The organism is Kribbella sp. NPDC004138 (assembly GCF_053603655.1).
Map to the genome: position 1 here is coordinate 32,977 of NZ_JBSGFZ010000020.1, position 17,093 is coordinate 50,069.

The window sequence follows — 17,093 nt, forward strand, 5'->3', positions numbered from 1 at the left end:
CGGTTGTGAGTCAGATGGCGTAGGCGACGACCTCATAAGTGTCGAGTTCGCCGCGGTGGAGTTTTTCGAGCAGCTCATGCGCCTGCGCGCTGTAAACCGCGGAGGCATTTCTGAGGACCGTCAGGCCCGTGTTCAACTGCTTTGCCGCTGCGCCCTGATCACCCTGGGCGGCGCTGATTCTCGCGAGTTCGACGTAGAGCCGACCTTCCCGTTCGACGTCACGGGACAGGCGGGCCATCCGCAGGCCGGACTCGATGTGCTCGGTGGCTGCATGGAAGTTTCCCTGGGCGGCGTGGGTGATGGCAAGCAGATGGTGGCTCTCACCCTGGAAGGTGGCGTCGCCGGCCTGCTCCACCACATGCAAGGCTTGTAACGCCATGCGTTCGGCGACCTGGAATCGTCCGACCTGGACATGGACAAAGGCCGCGTTGAGGTACCGCTTGAAGACCGCCCGCGAGTCGCCCGCGCGCTCGGCCAGGGCGATGGCCTCGGCAAATGCTTCGTCGGCGGCCTCGAATTCCCCGACGCGGTCGTAGAGCCCACCTACGGCTGTGAGCGAGACACCCTCCAACGTCGCGTCCTGGATCGTGCGACTGAGGGCGAGGGCTATCCGGCCGTATGCCAGCGCGTCGTCGATCTGTCCTTCCAGACCGAGCAAGTAGGCCAGGGACGAGCAGCAGCGTGCCTGGCCGAACCGATCGTCAATCTCGGCGAACATCTGCAGAGCGATTCCGATGGTGGTGATCGCCGCGTCTGCGCCGCCGGTCTCCGCGTCGGGAATGGCGCTGTCGTGCTGCAGCCAGGCTGCGGTCGCGAGCCGATCATGCCGTTGCGCCAGGTCGATGGCACCGGCGCTCAACTCGCGCATCTCCTGCCAGCGACGTCGTGACTCGTGATAGCCGAAGAACGCCAGTGGCAGTTCCGCGAGCAGCGCGCTGTCCGCCAGGCTTGTCTGTCTAGCCTGCCGGAAGCGGTCCAGCAAGTTCCGATGCTCGGCGTCCAGCCAACGCAGGCCGGCTTCCCGGCTGCTGAACGTCGGAACCAACCCGCTGCTGCCGACTGTCGCCAGCGGCATCCGCGGGCTGGTCGGATGCGTGAGCGCCTGGCAGACCCAGCCGACCTCGGTGTAGAACCGGAGGCTGCGGGCAATGATCTCGTCGCGCTCGAGAGGGCTCAGTGATTGTTCGGCCACCTCCCGGCCGTACGCACGGATCAGGTCGTGGAATCGGTAGCGCCCGGGCGCTACCGATTCCAGCAGATTGAGATCGACCAGGCGCTCGACGATCGTGTCTGCCCGGCGGAGCGAGGTCTCGAGGAGCGCCGCGACAACAGCCGTGATCAGGTCGGAGCCGTCCAGAACTGACAGCAGTGGAAGCGCACGGGCCGCCTGGCGGTCGAGTTCGCGGTCACTGGTCTCGAGGAAGCGCACCGAGCTCGCGATGCTTGCCCGGACACCGCTTTCGTCGGAGCCGAGGCTGTCGAGTCGTCGTTCCTCGTCCTGCAACAGATCCACGAAGTGCTGGATCGGCCAGCTCGGCCGGGTCGCCAGGCGGCCGCCGATGAGCCGGATCGCCAAGGGCAGCCGGCCCGAGTATGTGGCCAGGATCCGGCTGGCGTCAGGCTCCGAGGTAACCCGTGCTGGGCCGATCACGCCGGCCAGCAGGTCAATGGACTCCGACTCGGACAAGGCATCGAGAAGGATCTGACGTGCCCCCGGTAGGTTCGCCAGCGAGCCGCGGCTGGTGATGATCGCCGCTGAGCCCGGGTGACCGGGCAACAAAGGCAGGACGTGCCTAACATCGGCGGCGTTGTCGAGCAGCATGAGCACTCGCCGACCGGCGAGCTGCGATCGCAACAGCGCGGCCGCTTCGTCGACGCCGTCGGGTATGGATGCGAGGTCGGAACCCAGTGAGCGCAGCAAGTGACGCTGGGCGTCCGTGTGGGTCATGGGCGCACCGGGGCCGTAGCCGCGCAAGTTCAAGTAGAGATGGCCGTCCGGGTAGCTGCCGCCCAACTTGTGCGCGGTATGGACGGCCAGTGTGGTCTTGCCGATTCCGCCCATTCCGGTGATGGTGACCAGGCGGACAGCAGCGGCACCGTCGCCGGCAGAGTCATGCAGCGCGGAAAGGATTGCGTCGACCTGCGCGGCCCGCCCGGTGAAGTCCGCGGCGGCCGGCGGTAGTTGCCAGGGCGTCGGAAGCTGGTCCCCGCTCGTCGACGGCTCCTTGCGCGCGGTCGGCCCGCGTGGTGTGCCAAGCTTGCCGCGGGCAACGGTGAGGAACCGCTCGGCTTCCGCAGGGGTCAACGCGAGCCCCGCGGTGAGGGCGCGGATGGTGTCGATGCGGGGGCGGCTGCGGGTGCCGCGTTCGAGGACGCTGATGGCTTGTTCGCTGAGGCCAGCCTTCTCGGCGAGGGCGGCCTGGGTGAGGCCGGCCCGGGTACGGAAAGTACGGAGGAGTTCGCTCAGCGTTGGTGCCGCTGACTCGCCCATCTCCCTACCCTCCTCGGACCCAGGCCCGATATCGGTCAGTACCGGAAACTTCCGGGCCCAACTCTAGAGGGATCCGCTGTCGGCCGTCGGCCGCTGTCCACAGCCCCCGGAGCCGGGCGCAATATCCAACGATCGTTTGAAAGATAGCATTCAGTACGCGGGCGGGAACTCTCCGATTACAGAACCTCTGTCAAAGGTGGTCTGCTGTAAAGCTGTGACCAAATCGCAAAGACCCCGGATTTCTCCGAGGTCCTCGCTGTCTGTAGCCGCCTGGGGTCAGGCGTTCGGGCGCTTGCCGTGGTTCGCGCCCTTCTTCTTGCGTGCGCGACGCTTCCGGCCGGTCTTTCCCATTTCCTAAGCCTCCTTGAAACAACTGCAAAGAGTCACAGTCTCTCATATCACGCCGGGATCCTCACTTCGTCCGGCGGGTCACGTTTGGGTTTACAGTGTTTCGGCGCAGTCCTGATGAGCAAAATTCAGAGTCAGCGAAGTGCTGTCTGCCCCCCTACGCCCGGTGATCACTTGGCGTAAGACCGCGACCGCTGATCGGAGGTGACGTATTATGACCGGCGACGTCTGGGACTGGTGAACCTTCTGTCGTGGAGGGCATGGGATGACGTGGCGCCCTCGGGTCAGGATGCTGCGGCTCGTTGTCTCGGTGACAGCAGCTGCTGCTCTGGTCGCACTGGGCATGGCCATCTCCGCAACCCACGATCCCCTTGTCGTGGCCGGCCTCTGCCTGGTCGCTCTTGTCGCAAGTTCGCTCCGATCTGTGCACACCCAACGGCAGATCGAACTCGTGTCGGTCGTCCTTGTTGCCGTCTATGTGATCGCCGGACCTGAGGCCGCAGTGGTGGTGGCCGCGGCCGGATCCCTGGTCCAAGCCCCCGCGCCGGCAATCAAACGGATCTTCAACAGCGCCCAGCGTGTGCTGTCCGCGGGCGGCGGTGCGCTGGCCTACGTCGCCTTGGACGGCCCGGTCGGGGACGAGGTCCTGCGCCGGATCCCCGACGCCATCGTGGCGACGACCGTTGCGAGCATCGCACTGCAAGTCGTCAACGCGCTGCTGATCTCCATGGTGCTCGCCCTCGAACGAGGCCCAAGCGGCGTGAAACAGTTCCTTCGCCACGTGGTCCGCACGACGGCTGTCCCCGTGCTGGGCTACGGCCTGCTCGGCCTCTCCATGGGCGTGATCTGGATCGGTGGTCTGAACATCCTCGCCGGGGTGCTGATTCTGGGACCGCTACTGGTAGCCCGCTGGGCGCTCTCGCAGTACGAGGCCGAGCGCCAGGCGCAGGCGGCCACGATGCGGGCCTTCATCGAAGTGATCGAGACCAAGGATCTCTACACCCGTGGGCATTCCGAGCGAGTGAGCGAAGGTGTCGGAATGCTGGGTCGCCAACTCCGGCTTCCCGATGACAGGCAGCAGGCTCTCGAGCACGCCGGACTCTTGCACGATGTCGGGAAGGTCGGCGTGCCGACGAGCATCATCCGCAAACCCGGGCGGCTGGACGACTCCGAGATGGACGCGATCCGGTTGCACCCGGCGCGCGGTGTCGAGCTGATCGGGAACATCCCGTTCCTCGAAGAGGTAAAGTCCGCGGTGCTCCATCACCATGAGAAGTACGACGGCACGGGGTACCCGGCCGGTCTCAGTGGCGACAACATTCCGTACTTCGCGCGGATCATCGGCATCGTCGACGCATTCGACTCGTTGACATCGACTCGGTCGTACCGTCCGGCCCGTACCGTCGACGAGACGATCGCCATCCTCCTGCAGGACCGCTACACCCATTTCGACCCGAAGCTCGTTGATGCCTTCGTCGAGGTTGTCAGGCGAGAGGGCTGGAAACCGGCGGCTGCCGAACAGCCGGCTCCGAACGCCGAGCTCCAGACATCGATCGACCACGACGACCTGAGTCTCGGCAGTGGTGGCGGTGCCACCGGATCGGCGGCGGGACCGGCATGAGTGTGTCGAACGAGTCCGGGGGGCTCGAGTTCCGGAGCTCCGGCAGCGGTGTGGTGATCCTGGTCGCGGGCGCCTTGCTGGGGATCGCAGGCTTGGTCATGACGATCCATCGTGGAGTCACCGGCTGGCCGTTCGCACTGACGTTCGGAGTCTTGATCGCGATCGGTGAGATGGTTCAGTTCCGGGTCGACCGGACCCGCAACCGGGCGCCGATCGCGACCAGCGCCGCTTTGGGCTACTGCTTGTTGCGTGGGCCGGAGGTGCCGGTCGCTCCGGAGGTCGCACAAGTCGTCGCCGTCGTCGCGGTGGCTACCGCCGTCGGCTTGCTGCCGCGTGTCGTCGCCGGACTGTGGTGGGACGCGGTCGTGTCGTGCCGGCGGCTGCTCTCCGTCGGGGCCGCAGCGGTGGTTTTCGCCGCGATAGTGCCGGACGGCCTGGCCTGGAACGGCTCCGCATCGCACGCGTTGCCGCTGGGCGGCGCGATGTTGCTCGCGGTCTCGTCCGCTGCTGCTCTCGACGCGATTGTCGGTGCCGGTCAGGCGACAGAGCGGTTCAACCGGCCGTTCCCGGCGGCGTTGCGGGACGAGCTGGGCGTAACGGCGCGGATCGGGATGGCGATGGCGATCAGCGGCATGCTGCTCGCGGCGGGGACTTCGATCGCGGGGCTGTGGGCTCCGCCGCTGGTGCTTGTGCCGCTGCTGCTTACGCAGTTCGCGTTTCGCCGGTACTCGTCCGCGCAGCGGACCTATCGGACGACGGTGCGGTCGATGGCTCGGAGTACGGAGATCGCCGGGTTCAGTAGTCCGGGGCAGAATGCGCGGACGGCGGCGTTGGCGGTGGCGATCGGGAATGATCTCGGGTTGACGCCGGCGCGGATGGAGGCCTTGGAGTACGCCGCCTTGCTGTCGGGGGTGGGGCAGTTGGCGCTGGCGGATCCGAGTCCGGGTGGGGCTTCGTTGCTGCGGACGCGGGAGGAGCGGCAGCGTGCGGCGGAGATCGGGGCGTCGGTGATCGAGCGGTCCGGCGTGCTGGATCATGTCGCGGAGATCGTCCGGCACTCCAACGATCCGTACCGGCACGGGCGGGCGAACAACCCGGGGATCCCGGTCGAGAGCGGGATCGTGAATGTTGCCCTGGCCTACGAACAGCTCGTCGGCGAGGGCTCGGGACAGTCGCCGGACAAGGCGATGGAGTCGATCGGGCTGGGGATCGGTGCGGAGTACGACCCGGTGGTGGTCGACTCACTCCGCCGGATCGTCGGGCGCGGTTTTCGTTTCTGAAGGCATAGCCGGTTCTGAGAGCTCCCGACTCGCCCGAGGCGACAGGCGCAGCAGGGCCGGCGTACCGGCACACGGCTCCAGGTCGTCCCAGACCGGCGCGGCCGTGACGGGGACGCGTCCGGAGGCGCCCATCCCGGCGTACAGCAGCAGGCCGGCTCCGGCCGCGATCAGGACGTCGCCAGGGCTGACCGCCTGACCGAGACCGGGCAGCGCGACAGGTACGACGTCCCCGAGCCAGGGCAGCCGGGTCGCGGCGTCGGACACCTCGTGCCGCGGATCGGTCAGCACCGCGTCGCCGACGCCCGCGCGCGCCAACGCGGCCAGCGACACCGGCATCGCGCCGTTCAGCGCCACGACGACCGCGTTGCCGAAGAATCCCAGCGCCAGCAGGCCGACGCCCGGATGCCGCAGGTTCAGCCGCAGGAAGACCGCGATACAGACCGCGGACCCGAGCAGTCCGACCGGGTACGCCGTCCCGCCGAACAGGGATCCGAGTAGCTGCCCGATCGCCGCCGCGGCCAGCCAGTGCACACCGGTCAACGTGTTCGCGGCCAGCCGGCCGAACCGTCCGCCGGTCGCGAGCGCCGCCCCGGCAGCGAGCACCATGACGAGGAGGACCAGCAGCACGGTGCGATTCTGCCGAATCAGCGGCCCGAAACCGGGCAAGCTGACCCCGCAGCGTGTCGACTTAACTGCAAAAGGTGAGGGCGGCCCGGAAACCCGGGCCGCCCTCGGTGGACTTCAGGACTTCGCGGTGGCCGCTCCGCCCTCGTCGATGATCTCCGGCAGGTCGTGCACCCCCGGGTCGCCGCGGTCCGCCGTGAAGTCGCTCGCGTGCGTGCTGTCCTTGCCGTCCGGCACCTTCAGGGCCCGGAAGACGAGCGTCAGCACGACCACGACGACCACGTTCAGCACGAACGCGATCAGCGCGATGTACGCCGGGGTGGTGGTGCCCGGGATGTTCGCCAGCGAACCGCCGAAGTGCTTCTTCGTCGCCGGGTTCACCACGTTGTACGCCGTGATCGTGCCGTACAGCATCGCGACCGCCCAGCCGGCCAGCAGCGCGTACCGGTGGAACCAGCGGGTGTACAGACCGACCACGATCGCGGGGAACGTCTGCAGGATCCAGATACCGCCGAGCAGCTGCAGGTTCAGCGCGACCGTCTTGTCCATCCCGAGCACGAACACCAGCGCGCCGACCTTCACCAGCAGCGACGCCAGCTTGGAGACCTTCGCCTCCTGCGCCGGGGTGGCCGACGGCTTGATGAAGTCGCGGTAGATGTTGCGGGTGAACAGGTTGGCCGCCGCGATCGACATGATTGCCGCCGGCACCAACGCGCCGACCGCGATCGCCGCGAACGCGATCCCGGCGAACCAGGCCGGGAACTCCTGGTCGAACAGCCGCGGGATCGCCAGCTGCGGGTTCGCCAGGCCGTCCAGGCCCTTGATGTTCACGTTCGCCTTGATCGCCATGAAGCCGAGCAGGGCGAGCAGACCCAGCAGCAGCGAGTACGCCGGGAGCAGCGTGGCGTTGCGCCGTACGACGTTGCGGGTCTTGGTCGACAGCACCGCCGTCACCGAGTGCGGGTACATGAACAGCGCCATCGCGGAGCCGAGCGCCAGCGTCCAGTAGGACACGTAGCCCGCCTCACCCGGGATGAACGCCCCGGTCGGCTTGCCGGTCGCCGGGTTCGGCTTGGCCAGCTTCTCCTGCGCCGCACCGAAGATCGAGTCCCAGCCGCCGAGCACGTGCGGCAGGTAGAAGATCGCGACCAGGATCACCAGGTAGATCAGGATGTCCTTGACGAACGCGATCATCGCCGGCGCCCGCAAACCGGAGGAGTACGTGTACGCCGCCAGCACCGCGAAGGCGATCAGCAGCGGCAGGTCCTTGGCGAGCGTGTTGTTGCCGCCGAGGCCCATCGTCTCGAACACCGCCTGCATACCGACCAGCTGCAGCGCGATGTACGGCATCGTGGCCAGGATGCCCGTCACGGCCACGGCCAGCGACAGCGCCTTGCTGCCGTAGCGGCCGCCGACGAAGTCGGCCGGCGTGACGTACCCGTGCCGGTGCGAGACCGACCACAGCCGGGCCATGAAGACGAAGACGATCGGGTAAGCGACGATCGTGTACGGCACCGCGAAGAAGCCGCTGATCGCGCCGGTCGCGTACATGGCGGCGGGCACCGCGATGAACGTGTACGCCGTGTAGAGGTCGCCACCCAGCAGGAACCAGGTGATGAACGTGCCGAAGCCGCGCCCGCCCAGACCCCACTCGTCGAGGTTGTCGAGGTGGCCGGCGCTGCGCCACCGGGACGCCATGAAGCCCATCACCGTGACGGCGCCGAAGATCAGGATGACGATGATCAGCTGCACCCAGTTGACATCGGTGTTCACTGGTCGCCCTCCTTCGCGCCGGCGGCGTCCTTGGCCTCAGGGTCACCAAGCCCCTGGGCCGCCCGCCGCTTTTTCTCCTCGGTGCGGATCAGCCGGTAGCTGATGCTGACCAGGATCGCGGACAGGAACACCCACATCAGCTGGTACCAGAAGAAGAAGGGGAAACCCCACAGGTGCGGGTCTGGCTTGGCGTACGTCGGTACGAGCAGCGGTAGGACGACCGCTGCCGTCAGAAGTACGCCGGAGATCCAGTACGCGGGTCTGACCGCGGACAATCGGGACACTGCAACCTCCTCGGGACACAAACAGGCGCAACGGAGCACGCTACCGTCCGGTCGGACCGGCCACTAGACCATCAGGTTGGTGCATGGATAACGAAAAGGCATGGTTCGTACGGCGCGTCGTGCTGTCCGTACTGTTCCTCGTCGTCGTTGCCGTGCCGCTGTATCCGGAGCTGTTCGGGCTGGACGAGGTGACGCCGTTCGCCCAGCTCGCCGCGTTCCGTCCGCAAGGTCTGGTCGTCGTGCTGGTGCTGTCGCTGCTCATGCTGGTACGGCGGGGGTGGCGGATCGCCGCCGCGCTGGTCGCAGTCCTGGCGCTGGTCGGTGCCGGGCTGACCGCGCCGCGGCGACTGTCGGATGCGCGTCCGGCGCCGGCCGGGGCCCGGGTGCTGACGATCATGGTCGCCAACGTGCTCGGCGGCGGGGCCCGCGCTGCGGACGTGGCGCAGCTGATCCGGGACCACAAGCCGGACTTGGTGTCGTTGCCGGAGGCCCAGGTCGATGTCCGGGAGGAGATCCGGGCGCAGCTGCAGGACCAGCAGTACAAGGGGTTCACGGCCCAGCCGAGCAGCGCGGTCGAGAGCGCGACGAGCGTGCTGGTCGCGTCGTCGCTCGGCGCCGTCACGTTCGGATCGGAGGGCGGCACTACTTTCGGCAACGTCGTCGTCACCGGCCGCGACCTCGGCCCGATCCGGCTGATCGCCTATCACGGGTACCCGCCGTTGCCGGACGCGGTGACGACCTGGAAGAAGGATCTGCAGACCGTCCGCCGGTGGTGCGCGCAGGACCCGCCGACGGTCGTCGCGGGCGACTTCAACGCGACCCTCGACCACGCGGACTTCCGGCAGGCGCTGGGCGGCTACTGCCGCAGTGTCGGGCCGACTGTCGGCGGCGGGTTGCGCGGCACTTGGCCGGCCGACCAGCCGGCGCTGCTGCGGACGCAGATCGACCACGTTGTGGTGTCGCGACAGTTCCAGCCCGGCGAGTTCTCGACGTACCCGATCCAGGGGACCGACCACCGGGCCGTGGTCGCGACGGCCGCGGTAGCGGGCTAGGACGGATTCGTAGCCGGCCGGTAGATGTACGGCTGGGAGGCCTGCACCGCCTCGGTCAGCATCAGTAGCAGATCCGCCCGGGCCTCGATCGGCCGGCCGAACAACTCGTCGTCGCCCGGGATCGGGAAGCCCTTCACCCCGATCGCGAGCTGGCTGAGCAGGACGTGCAGGACGCCGCGGGCGTTGAACACGTTCGGCGTCGGCCACTCGGGCAGCGTCTCGTGCATCAACGGCTGCTGGGCCGCGGTCGCCGCGATCGGCTTCAGCCAGCGCTCGAGCTCGTCGCTGGTCAGCATGTTCCGGTGCAGGACCGTCATCACCGCGTGCGCGACCCGGTCGTGCTCCTCGTGCACCCAGCGGTACGGCGTGTCCTTGACGATCCGGTCCGCGAGGACGTCGAGCAGCGCCCGCAGGACGCCGGTGTCGCAGTGCCGGGACCGGGCCAGCGCGCCGATCGCGTCGGCGCCGTGCGCGACCGCGTGCGCCCAGCCGCAGTCCTCGACGTACCCGCGCAGGTCGCGCTCGCGCAGCAGCCAGGTCGCCAGCCGGTCGCCCCAGCGCATCACCACCTCGTCGTGCACCAGGAACTCGGCGTTGTCGCGGTGGATCACCTCCGCCAGCGTCAGCGCGGTGAACGAGCGCCGGAAGACCGTGTCGGTGCCGTCCTCACCCAGGCCGTAGTTCAGTCCGGCGCAGAGGCCGTCACCGAAGCCCGGCAGCAGATCGTCGTACACCCCGCGCTCGAGCCAGGTGGCGAGCGTCGGGTAGGCGAGCGCGTCCCGGACCTGCGGGTTGGTGCTGGCCAGCCCGCGGACGAGCTCCTCGGTGAGTTCGGTCAGCGTACGGTCGTGCGGTACCGCGTAGTCCGCGGCCATCACGTCCTGCCAGTACGTCGACTCCACCCGAGCATCCTTTCATCTGTAGCTGATCAATCAACACCCGCACACGCCCACTTGTCGAGCGGACCACCACGGGAGCTGGTACAAGCCCTCGGTAGCATCGGAGCGTGCCGTCTTTGACCGATGTGGCGCGCAACCACACCACGCTCGACCAGGCCGACCTGGACCGCCTGCAGCTGCTCGTCTCGGACTGGCAGATGCTGGCCGACCTGTCGTTCGCCGACCTGGTGCTCTGGTTGCCCGACACCGAGGGGCTGGGGTTCTGGGCCGGGGCGCAGATGCGGCCGACGACCGGCCCCACGGCGTACCTCGACGACATCGTCGGCAGCTTCATCCCGCGCGGCCGCCGGCACCTGCTGGACCAGGCGTACGACGGCGGCCGGATCTGTCGCGAGGGCGATCCGGAATGGCGCGACGACGTACCGGTCCGGGTCGAGACGATCCCGGTCCGCCGCGGCTCCCGGGTGATCGCGGTGATCGCGCGGAACACCAACCTGCTCGGTGTCCGGACGCCGTCCCGGCTGGAGATCGCGTACCTGCAGAGCGCGACGGACCTGGCCCGGATGATCACCGACGGCATCTTCCCGTACGGCGGGGAACGGCTGCTGTCCACCACGCCACGCGTCGGTGACGGCTGCATCCGGGTCGATCGGCACGGGATGGTGACGTTCGCGAGCCCCAATGCGTTGTCCGCGTACCGCCGGATGGGACTCGTCACCGATCTGGTCGGCTCGCGGCTCAAGGACGTGACCGCCGAGCTGCTGCAGTCCGGGCACAAGGTCGACGACGTGCTCGCGTCGGTGGTCACCGGGCGCGCGGCCAAGGAGATCGAGATCGAGAACTCCGACGCCACGCTGTTCCTGCGCGCGATCCCGCTGCGGGCCGACGGCCAGCACGTCGGGGCGCTGATCCTGCTCCGCGACGTCACAGAGCTGCGGAGCCGGGAGCGGGAGCTGGTCACCAAGGAGGCGACCATCCGGGAGATTCATCATCGCGTCAAGAACAACTTGCAGACGGTCGCGGCGTTACTCCGGATGCAGGCCCGGAGGATCACCGTCCCGGAAGGGCAGGCCGCGCTCGCCGAGGCGGTCCGGCGGGTCGGGTCGATCGCGATCGTGCACGAGACGCTGTCGGAGTCCTTCGACGAGCACGTGGACTTCGACGACGTCGCCGACCGGGTCGGCGCGATGGTCGCGGACGTGTCGACGGTCGCGACCGCCGTGGAGACCCGGCGCAGCGGATCGTTCGGCGTCCTCGACTCGGAGATCGCGACCCCGCTGGCGATGGTGCTGACCGAACTGATGCAGAACTCGGTCGAGCACGCCTTCGGCGCCCGGGACGGGGCCGAGACGAGCGGGACGATCGAGCTCACCGCCGAGCGCTCGGTCGGCCGGCTGCACGTCGACGTGATCGACGACGGCAAGGGCCTGCCGACGAACTTCGACTCCGAACTGTCCGGCAATCTGGGCCTGTCCATCGTCCGCACGCTGGTTCTCGGTGAACTCGACGGCACCCTGGAGTTCGGCAACCGCCACGACGGCCGTCCCGGCACCCAGGTCACCCTGGACATCCCGGTGAAGGACTGACGGCCGGGGAAACACAAAGGCCCCGCGGTACTTTCCGCGGGGCCTCGAAGGAGGACTTGCTCAGGCGGTGCGGATGCGTTGACGGGCGTTGCGGCGCTTCAGCGCACGACGCTCGTCCTCGCTCAGGCCGCCCCAGACACCGTGGTCCTGGCCGGCTTCCAGCGCCCACGCGAGGCACTGCTCACGCACGTCGCAGCGTCGGCACACCTGCTTGGCCTCTTCGATCTGCATGATCGCGGGCCCGGTGTTGCCGATGGGGAAGAACAGTTCCGGGTCCTCGTCGAGGCATACGGCCCGGTGGCGCCAATCCATGGCGGATCCCATCTCTCTCAGTAGTTGACGTAGGCTGACGGGTAGGTCTGTGCCCAATCAGCGGTGCTGTACTCGTCGGTTCGTGACGCACGGGGGTCGGTGCCGCGTCTTGTTGTGAACGCTTTCACGAACGAGACCATGTTCCCAATCTTGGGGGATCGAAACAAGGGTTATGGAGTTGTCGATCCGATCACAACGCTTCCTTAACACTTCGAACTGGCACACGGCGGTTCTCTCCATCCGGTAATCGGACGGAGCGGCCCTTCCGCAAGCACCCGTTCACTGCAAGTAACCGCTGCAACCTTCTTTTGGTTACGCACAACCTCAAATCCCTGTAGGGCCGAGGTTCACGGACCCACCCGGACACCGGGCACTAAGCTGGCGAAGTGCCGACCGACTCCCCAGCTGCCGCAGTCCCGAGACCGCTCAAATTAGCCGCGGCAGTGGTCGCTGTGGAAGGGCTCGTGCTCATCGTTCTCGGAATTGCCGAAGCCTTGACGATTCACAGCTCCCGGCTGGTGCTCGGACTGACCACTGCCGGCTTCTTCCTGGTGTACGGCGTGGCGCTCGTTCTGGTCGCCGCGCGTGGCCTCTGGCGGGCGGCACGGTGGAGCCGCGGGCCGACGGTGTTCACGCAGCTGATCCAGCTCCTGATCGCGTACAGCGTCTGGAACGGCGGCGCCCAGGCGATCGCCGGCGCGCTCGCCGTCCTGGCCCTCACGGTTCTGGTCTGCGTTTTCCAGAAGGTCTCCACCGACGCCCTGACCGGTGGTGGGTCCAACGACCACCCGGTCCTGTAGCTACTCCTTCAGCAGGCCGGTGCGCAGCTCGGTGAGGGTCCGGGCGAGCAGCCGGGAGACGTGCATCTGCGAGATCCCGATCTCCTCGGCGATCTGCGACTGCGTCATCCCGCGGAAGAACCGCAGCGTGAGGATCCGCTTCTCCCGGGTGTCCAACTGCGCCAGCAGCGGCTTCAGCGACTCCCGGTACTCCACGCTCTCCAGCGCCTCGTCCTCGCCGCCGAGGCCGTCCAGCACCGTCGTCGCGTCGGTCTCGTTCTGATCGGGAGCGTCCAGGGACAGCGTGTTGTAAGCGTTCGCGGACTCCAGGCCCTCGATCACCAGATCCGGCGACAACCCCAGGCGCTCCGACAACTCCGCCACCGTCGGGGCCCGGCCGAGCTCCTGCGTCAGCTCGGCGGTCGCCGCGGTCAGCGACAGCCGCAGCTCCTGCAGCCGCCGCGGCACCCGGATCGCCCAGCCCTTGTCCCGGAAGTAGCGCTTGATCTCGCCCAGGATCGTCGGCGTCGCGTACGTCGAGAACTCGACGCCGCGGTCGGAGTCGAACCGGTCGATCGCCTTGATCAGGCCGATCGTGGCCACCTGGACGAGGTCGTCGTAGGGCTCGCCGCGGTTGCGGAACCGGCGCGCCAGGTGCTCCACCAGCGGCATGTGCAGCGCGACCAGGCCCTCGCGGGCTGCTGCGGACGCCGGATCGCGACGGCCGGACGCCATCTGCTGGAACAGTGCGGCAGTCCGGGTACGCAGATCAGGGGAGTCCTGGGACTCGCCCAGGTGCTCGTCTGTCACGCGGTCTCCGTCGCGGTCGCGGTGGCCGTCACGGTGATGGTCAGCCGGCCCTCGACGGTCTCGGCGGCGGCCGACTCCACCAGGGCGGTCAGCACGGTCCAGCCGAACGAGGTGGTGTCCGGGCGCCAGCCGTTCGGTACGACGGCGCTCGTCCGCACCGTCAGCTGCGGCGGCGCGATCTCGAACACGCACTCCAAGACCCCGTCGGCCGACTGCGGCAGCAGCAGCGAGCAGGCCTCGTCGACGGCGATCCGCAGGTCGTCGATCGCGTCCAGCGTGAAGTCGTTGCGGGCCGCGAGGTTGCCGACCACCGACCGGGGCACCGCGATGTAGGCGCCGTCCGCCGGGATACTCAGGCGGACCTCGGCGGCTCGTCCCGTGCTGCTCACATCGTCTCCCTCGGATCGACCTCCCACGCCGTACATCATCCAACCTCAACGCGTTCGACGCACGGCGGGCGGGGCCGACCCGGGGCGATAAAATTCTGCTACGGGTGGTCGTGCTCCGAGCGCAGCCGGGACAGGAAGGCCTGCGTGCGGGAGTGCTGCGGGTTCCCGATCACGTCCTTGGGCGAGCCGGCCTCGACCACGACGCCGCCGTCCATGAACACGACCGTGTCGGCGACGTCGCGGGCGAACGACATCTCGTGGGTCACCACGATCATCGTCATCCCGTCCAGGGCGAGCTCCCGCATCACCGCGAGCACCTCACCGACCAGCTCGGGGTCGAGCGCCGACGTCGGCTCGTCGAACAGCATCAGTTTCGGCTGCATCGCCAGCGCCCGGGCGATCGCGACCCGCTGCTGCTGGCCGCCCGACAGCTGGGACGGGTAGGCGTTGCACCGGTCCGCGAGACCGACCCGGTCGAGCAGTTTCATCGCCCGCTCACGGGCCGTCTTCTTCGATTCGCCCTTGACCTGCGTGGGCGCCTCGACGATGTTCTGCAGCGCGGTCTTGTGCGGGAACAGGTTGAACCGCTGGAAGACCATCCCGATCTCCCGCCGCTGGGCCGCGATCTCCTTGTTCTTCAGGCGGTACAGCTTCCCGTCGCGGTCGGTGTACCCCATCAGCTCGTCGTCGACCCAGATCCGGCCGCCGTCGATCGTCTCGAGCTGGTTGATGCAGCGCAGGAAGGTCGTCTTGCCGGAGCCGGACGGGCCGAGCAGACACACCACCTGCCCGCGATCGACATCCAGATCGATGCCTTTCAGGACCTCGTTGTGGTGGAAGGACTTGGTCACGTTGACCGCGTGCACCAGTGGCATCAGGCGCCTCCTGCCCCGGCCGGCCGCGCGGCTCGCGGTGCCTTGCCGGTCCCGAATCCGCGACCGAAGTGCCGCTCGAGGAAGTACTGCCCGACCATCAGCACGCTGGTCGCGGCCAGGTAGAACAGCGTCGCGGCGACCGCGATCGGGAACGTCTTGTAGAACGTGCTGCCGATCGACTGCAGCTGGTAGAACAGCTCGCCGATCACCGGAACCGCGAGCAGCAGCGAGGTGTCCTTCAGCATCGCGATGGTCTCGTTGCCGGTCGGCGGCACGATCACCCGCATCGCCTGCGGCAGCACCACCCGGCGCATCACCTTGCCGTTGCTCATCCCGAGCGCCTCCGCGGCCTCGGCCTGGCCCTTGTCGACGCTGAGGATGCCGGCCCGGGCGATCTCGGCCATGTAGGCCGCCTCGGACAACCCGAGACCGATGACACCGGCAACGATCCCGGTGAACACCTGGTTGGCGTCCAGGCTGAAGAACCGCCAGTCGCCGGACATCCCGAGCCAGTCGATGATCTTCCAGTCGAACGGGATCCCGAACTGGATGCCCTGCGGGAACAAGATCCCCAGCGTGCCCATCGTGAACAGCAGGATGTACCGCGGGATGCTCCGGAAGAACCAGGTGAACACCCAGGCCACACCGGACAGGATCGGGTTGTCGCTCAGCCGCATCACGGCCAGCACCACACCGCCGCCGACCCCGACGATCATCGACAGCGCGGTGACCAGCAGCGTGCCCTTGAGGAACCCGTTGATCACCGGCTGCTGGTTCATCGCCTCGAAGACGAAACTCCAGTCGAACGCCTTGTTGGTGACCAGCAGGTGCACCAGCATCGCGACCAGCACCGCGATCACCGCGATCGCGACCCAGCGGCCCGGATGCCGGACCGGTACCGCCTCGATCGCGCCCGGCCGCTCGGGAGCATCCTGCGGCCGGGCTTCAGTTTCGGTACTCATGACGGTCAGCTCACGGGTTGACGGCGAAGTCGGTGATGGCGCCCGAGTCGTTGTTCCACTTCTGCAGCGTGCTCTTGTACGTGCCCTCGCTGTCGAGCGACTTCAGCGCCTCGGTGATGGCCTGCGCGAACGCGGTCTCGCTCTTCGGGACCACATAGCCGTACGGCGCGGCGTCGTAGATGTCGCCGAGCTGCTCGAGCTGGCCGTTGGTCTGCTTGATCGCGTACAGCACGACCGGGGAGTCGGCGAGCATCGCGTCCGCCTTGCCGGCCACCAGGTCCGCGGTCGCCTGGTCCTGCTTCTCGCGAACGACCAGCTTGATCTCGGGCTTGCCGGCCGCCTTGCACGCGGCCTGCCGCTTCGGCATGTCGTCCTCGAGCTGCGTCGTACCCTTCTGCACCGCGACGGTCTTGCCGCACGCGTCGTCGGCCTTGATGCCCTTCGGGTTGCCCTTCGCGGTCGCCCACAGGGTGCCGGCGTTGAAGTAGCTGACCATGTTGACCTGCTGCTTGCGCTTGTCGTTGATCGTGAACGACGAGACGCCGACGTCGTACTTGCCGCCCTGGACACCGGTGATGATGGTGTCGAACCCGGCGGGCTGCCACTCGACCGTGACGCCGAACTTCTGCGCGACGGCGTTGAACAGGTCGACGTCCATCCCGACCACGGTCTTGCCGCCCTGCAGGAACTCGTTCGGCGGGTAGCTGGCGTCGACGCCGACGACGATCTTGCCGGCCGACTTGATCTTGGCCGGCAACGAGCCGCTGAGGTCCGGTCCGCCGCTCGACGGGGCGCTGGAGGGGGCGCTCGTCGTGGGAGAGGTGGACGAGCCACCTCCGAGAGAGTTCGAGCCGCACCCGGCGGCCGCGAGAACCAGGACGCCGGACAGCACCAGCGCCCTCCGCAGGACAGACATCTAGTCCTCCAAAACCGGGCACCGGTCGGCCCGGTGCCATGTGTCCGCATCTTGACACAGCGACCCGCGGACAGCGCACGGAGGAACCCCGA

At 67.9% G+C, this 17,093-nt stretch carries 17 protein-coding genes; 5 read left to right on the top strand and 12 right to left on the bottom strand.

Annotation, left to right across the window (positions count from 1 at the left end; genetic code table 11):
• Nucleotides 1-10: 10 nt before the first annotated feature.
• Nucleotides 11-2,491: an NB-ARC domain-containing protein gene (locus tag ACWEOO_RS26610; protein ID WP_452145341.1), complete on the bottom strand. Its 2,481-nt coding sequence runs from the start codon at nucleotides 2,489-2,491 to the stop codon at nucleotides 11-13.
• 276 nt (nucleotides 2,492-2,767) lie between these two features.
• Nucleotides 2,768-2,842 carry a 50S ribosomal protein bL37 gene (locus ACWEOO_RS26615; RefSeq protein ID WP_369759046.1) on the bottom strand — a complete coding sequence of 25 codons (75 nt, stop codon included), beginning with the start codon at nucleotides 2,840-2,842 and terminating at the stop codon, nucleotides 2,768-2,770.
• Between the two features lie 262 nt (nucleotides 2,843-3,104).
• Here ACWEOO_RS26615 and ACWEOO_RS26620 point away from each other — a divergent pair, with 262 nt between their 5' ends.
• On the top strand, nucleotides 3,105-4,460 hold the full coding sequence (locus tag ACWEOO_RS26620; RefSeq protein WP_452145342.1) for an HD-GYP domain-containing protein: 1,356 nt from the start codon (nucleotides 3,105-3,107) through the stop codon (nucleotides 4,458-4,460).
• Nucleotides 4,457-5,740, top strand: coding sequence for an HD-GYP domain-containing protein (locus ACWEOO_RS26625; RefSeq protein WP_452145343.1), 1,284 nt, complete (start codon nucleotides 4,457-4,459; stop codon nucleotides 5,738-5,740). Before ACWEOO_RS26620 ends, ACWEOO_RS26625 begins: the two co-directional genes overlap by 4 nt.
• Here the strand turns inward: ACWEOO_RS26625 and ACWEOO_RS26630 are convergent.
• The 3 genes from ACWEOO_RS26630 to ACWEOO_RS26640 all read right to left on the bottom strand — a co-directional run bounded on the left by ACWEOO_RS26630 (nucleotide 5,702) and on the right by ACWEOO_RS26640 (nucleotide 8,421).
• A complete protein-coding gene (locus ACWEOO_RS26630; RefSeq protein WP_452145344.1) occupies nucleotides 5,702-6,367 on the bottom strand; it encodes a DUF5317 domain-containing protein in 666 nt (221 codons plus the stop codon). The two genes, ACWEOO_RS26625 and ACWEOO_RS26630, sit on opposite strands and share 39 nt — an antisense overlap.
• Nucleotides 6,368-6,481: 114 nt before the next feature.
• A complete protein-coding gene (gene mctP, locus ACWEOO_RS26635; RefSeq protein ID WP_359925268.1) occupies nucleotides 6,482-8,137 on the bottom strand; it encodes a monocarboxylate uptake permease MctP in 1,656 nt (551 codons plus the stop codon).
• A complete protein-coding gene (locus ACWEOO_RS26640) occupies nucleotides 8,134-8,421 on the bottom strand; it encodes a DUF3311 domain-containing protein (RefSeq protein ID WP_452145345.1) in 288 nt (95 codons plus the stop codon). Before ACWEOO_RS26640 ends, mctP begins: the two co-directional genes overlap by 4 nt.
• 83 nt (nucleotides 8,422-8,504) lie before the next feature.
• Here ACWEOO_RS26640 and ACWEOO_RS26645 point away from each other — a divergent pair, with 83 nt between their 5' ends.
• Nucleotides 8,505-9,473 (top strand): endonuclease/exonuclease/phosphatase family protein, encoded by a 969-nt coding sequence (locus tag ACWEOO_RS26645; RefSeq protein ID WP_452145346.1) that lies wholly within the window; start codon nucleotides 8,505-8,507, stop codon nucleotides 9,471-9,473.
• Here the strand turns inward: ACWEOO_RS26645 and ACWEOO_RS26650 are convergent.
• The gene (locus ACWEOO_RS26650) at nucleotides 9,470-10,375 is read right to left on the bottom strand and encodes a DUF2785 domain-containing protein (RefSeq protein ID WP_359925260.1); all 906 of its coding nucleotides are present in this window, start codon (nucleotides 10,373-10,375) and stop codon (nucleotides 9,470-9,472) included. The genes ACWEOO_RS26645 and ACWEOO_RS26650 overlap by 4 nt on opposite strands.
• A 104-nt stretch (nucleotides 10,376-10,479) precedes the next feature.
• On the opposite strand from ACWEOO_RS26650, the gene ACWEOO_RS26655 reads away from it, so the two are divergent.
• Nucleotides 10,480-11,958, top strand: a complete 1,479-nt coding sequence (locus ACWEOO_RS26655) for a sensor histidine kinase (protein WP_452145347.1) — start codon at nucleotides 10,480-10,482, stop codon at nucleotides 11,956-11,958.
• A 60-nt stretch (nucleotides 11,959-12,018) separates the two neighbouring features.
• On the opposite strand, the gene ACWEOO_RS26660 is transcribed toward ACWEOO_RS26655, so the two are convergent.
• Nucleotides 12,019-12,270 (bottom strand): WhiB family transcriptional regulator, encoded by a 252-nt coding sequence (locus tag ACWEOO_RS26660; RefSeq protein WP_130383822.1) that lies wholly within the window; start codon nucleotides 12,268-12,270, stop codon nucleotides 12,019-12,021.
• Between the two features lie 464 nt (nucleotides 12,271-12,734).
• Here ACWEOO_RS26660 and ACWEOO_RS26665 point away from each other — a divergent pair, with 464 nt between their 5' ends.
• Nucleotides 12,735-13,070 carry a hypothetical protein gene (locus ACWEOO_RS26665; protein WP_452145348.1) on the top strand — a complete coding sequence of 112 codons (336 nt, stop codon included), beginning with the start codon at nucleotides 12,735-12,737 and terminating at the stop codon, nucleotides 13,068-13,070.
• On the opposite strand, the gene ACWEOO_RS26670 is transcribed toward ACWEOO_RS26665, so the two are convergent.
• The 5 genes from ACWEOO_RS26670 to ACWEOO_RS26690 form a co-directional block, all read right to left on the bottom strand.
• Entirely contained in the window at nucleotides 13,071-13,859 is a 789-nt protein-coding gene (locus ACWEOO_RS26670; protein ID WP_359925251.1) for an RNA polymerase sigma factor SigF, read from the bottom strand. It lies immediately after the preceding gene.
• The gene (locus tag ACWEOO_RS26675) at nucleotides 13,856-14,248 is read right to left on the bottom strand and encodes an anti-sigma regulatory factor (protein ID WP_355698833.1); all 393 of its coding nucleotides are present in this window, start codon (nucleotides 14,246-14,248) and stop codon (nucleotides 13,856-13,858) included. Before ACWEOO_RS26675 ends, ACWEOO_RS26670 begins: the two co-directional genes overlap by 4 nt.
• Before the next feature lie 98 nt (nucleotides 14,249-14,346).
• Nucleotides 14,347-15,117 carry an amino acid ABC transporter ATP-binding protein gene (locus ACWEOO_RS26680; RefSeq protein ID WP_452145467.1) on the bottom strand — a complete coding sequence of 257 codons (771 nt, stop codon included), beginning with the start codon at nucleotides 15,115-15,117 and terminating at the stop codon, nucleotides 14,347-14,349.
• Nucleotides 15,118-15,122: 5 nt separating this feature from the next.
• Complete coding sequence (locus tag ACWEOO_RS26685) at nucleotides 15,123-16,085, bottom strand: amino acid ABC transporter permease (RefSeq protein WP_452145349.1); 963 nt, start codon at nucleotides 16,083-16,085, stop codon at nucleotides 15,123-15,125.
• A 10-nt stretch (nucleotides 16,086-16,095) separates the two neighbouring features.
• Nucleotides 16,096-17,001, bottom strand: a complete 906-nt coding sequence (locus ACWEOO_RS26690; RefSeq protein WP_363716730.1) for an ABC transporter substrate-binding protein — start codon at nucleotides 16,999-17,001, stop codon at nucleotides 16,096-16,098.
• Nucleotides 17,002-17,093 lie beyond the last annotated feature (92 nt).

Excerpts from the sequence above, each read along its gene's own strand:
- ACWEOO_RS26610 (WP_452145341.1), bottom strand. The coding sequence starts at position 2,491 with ATGGGCGAGTCAGCGGCACCAACGCTGAGCGAACTCCTCCGTACTTTC.
- ACWEOO_RS26620 (WP_452145342.1), top strand. The coding sequence starts at position 3,105 with ATGACGTGGCGCCCTCGGGTCAGGATGCTGCGGCTCGTTGTCTCGGTG.
- ACWEOO_RS26625 (WP_452145343.1), top strand. The coding sequence starts at position 4,457 with ATGAGTGTGTCGAACGAGTCCGGGGGGCTCGAGTTCCGGAGCTCCGGC.
- ACWEOO_RS26645 (WP_452145346.1), top strand. The coding sequence starts at position 8,505 with ATGGATAACGAAAAGGCATGGTTCGTACGGCGCGTCGTGCTGTCCGTA.
- ACWEOO_RS26660 (WP_130383822.1), bottom strand. The coding sequence starts at position 12,270 with ATGGATTGGCGCCACCGGGCCGTATGCCTCGACGAGGACCCGGAACTG.
- ACWEOO_RS26685 (WP_452145349.1), bottom strand. The coding sequence starts at position 16,085 with ATGAGTACCGAAACTGAAGCCCGGCCGCAGGATGCTCCCGAGCGGCCG.
- ACWEOO_RS26690 (WP_363716730.1), bottom strand. The coding sequence starts at position 17,001 with ATGTCTGTCCTGCGGAGGGCGCTGGTGCTGTCCGGCGTCCTGGTTCTC.